The sequence below is a fragment of the Bacteroidales bacterium genome, assembly GCA_018334875.1.
Taxonomy (GTDB): Bacteria; Bacteroidota; Bacteroidia; order Bacteroidales; family UBA12077; genus JAGXLC01.
The window spans coordinates 15,761-17,423 of sequence record JAGXLC010000070.1; the positions used below are offsets into that span (position 1 = coordinate 15,761).

Genomic DNA, 1,663 nt, shown 5'->3' on the forward strand with positions numbered 1-1,663 from the left:
GGCATCACCTACAGCGAGCTGGAAGAGGGTTTTCGCCTTGGGATGAACAAGGACCCTATGGCTCCGACCGACCCGGTCAGGACCTGGGCCACCCATCCCTCGCAGTATACTTTGGATGGCATCATTGACGAGACCAGGATATACAGCAAGGTGCTCTCGCCGGATGAGGTAGAAGAGAAGTATGCCTTCACCACACCCGAGCATGAGCACAAGCTCCAGGAACGTGATTTTCCTTTGGTGGAAGGTTATGATGATTTTACCGCCGATTATACCCGTCTGGAGTATTATCCCGGCTGGGACGGCATATGGCCGCCAGGCGACCATATGGATGTGGTGGTTCAGTTCGACCGCTCACCGGTGAAAGTGATGTTCTGGAGAGGAAGCCGTTATTCACCTGCATGGGTGACTGAAAACGGCAAATGGATGGCCGATCAGAGTCGTGAGACCGGCAACAACTGGTTCCTGAACCAGGGCTCGGCCAATAATATGCCCACCGGCTGTATCGAGCACATGTCCGATGCCAAGACCCGGAGCTCGCGCGTTTCCATCATTGAGAATCACGATGCCCGAATCACGGTCAACTGGCGGTACAGGCAGATGGACGTCAAGTACAAGGCCAGAGAATTGCCCAACAACACCGGTTTTGGAGAATGGGGCAATGAGGATTACTATATTTATCCCGATGCTGTGGCAGTAAGAAGCCTGGAGCCAGGAATAGGCGGATGGCAGGAGACCATCTTTTTCAATGAACCGGGCACCAAGCCTGAGGACAACATCCATCTGGATGCAGTGACGCTGATGAACCTTGAAGGGGAATCGAAAACCTATTCATGGGAAGAGGGTTACCCCGAGTTTGACCTGGAAGGGGCCAACATACAGATCATCAACCTCAAGTCGGAATACAAGCCATTCCTGATTTTTGTGGAAGGCGGAGGCTTTGATGTCTTCGACCTGGAAGTGCGGCCCGAATATTCCCACTTCCCCTGGTGGAACCATTGGCCGGTGGCACAGGTTGAATCCGACGGACGTTATGCCCAGGCCAAAGACAGGGTCAGCCATTCGTCGCTGAGTTGGGGCGATGCCAATGCCAATTTTGCGTTATACGGCATGGCCAGGGACAAGGACAGGGTGCTGAAAATTGCCCGCTCCTGGAACAATCCCCCCGCGCTCACCATCGCCAGCAATGGTTTCAACAGTCAAGGCTATAAGAAGGCCGAGCGGGCTTACATTGTCAAGGCATCCGGCGACGACAACTTTTCCTTCTCGCTGGCAGGCTCTGAGCAGTCGCCGGTGTTCAATCCCGTGCTGAAAGTGAAAGGATGGGCTCCGGATGATCTGTCAGTAACGGCCAACGGCCAAAAGCTCGATGAAGATCAATACAAAGTTGGTTTGGAAAGGGATGTGAACGGAAATCCCACTACCATGATCTGGATAAATTATGATGCTCAGCAGGAAACAAACTTTGAACTGGTACCCGAAATGTAATGAAAAAGGAAGGCTTTCAATAATGGGTATAAAATTCCGTTTTCTAAAGGTTAAAATAATACACAAATAGGTTAAATTATTGATTTCTATTGAGTCATTATCTCCATAACTTTGGAAGTAAAATTGCTCGATTTAGTAAAAGACACTTTAATTTTCTATTTGCAACAGCAATAAATTG

The 1,663-nt window shown here is 50.2% G+C and carries 1 protein-coding gene; it reads left to right on the forward strand.

Annotation, left to right across the window (positions count from 1 at the left end):
- Positions 1-1,485, forward strand: a 1,485-nt coding sequence (locus KGY70_08065) for a hypothetical protein (protein ID MBS3775126.1), incomplete at its 5' end; no start/stop codon positions are given.
- Positions 1,486-1,663: the final 178 nt, after the last annotated feature.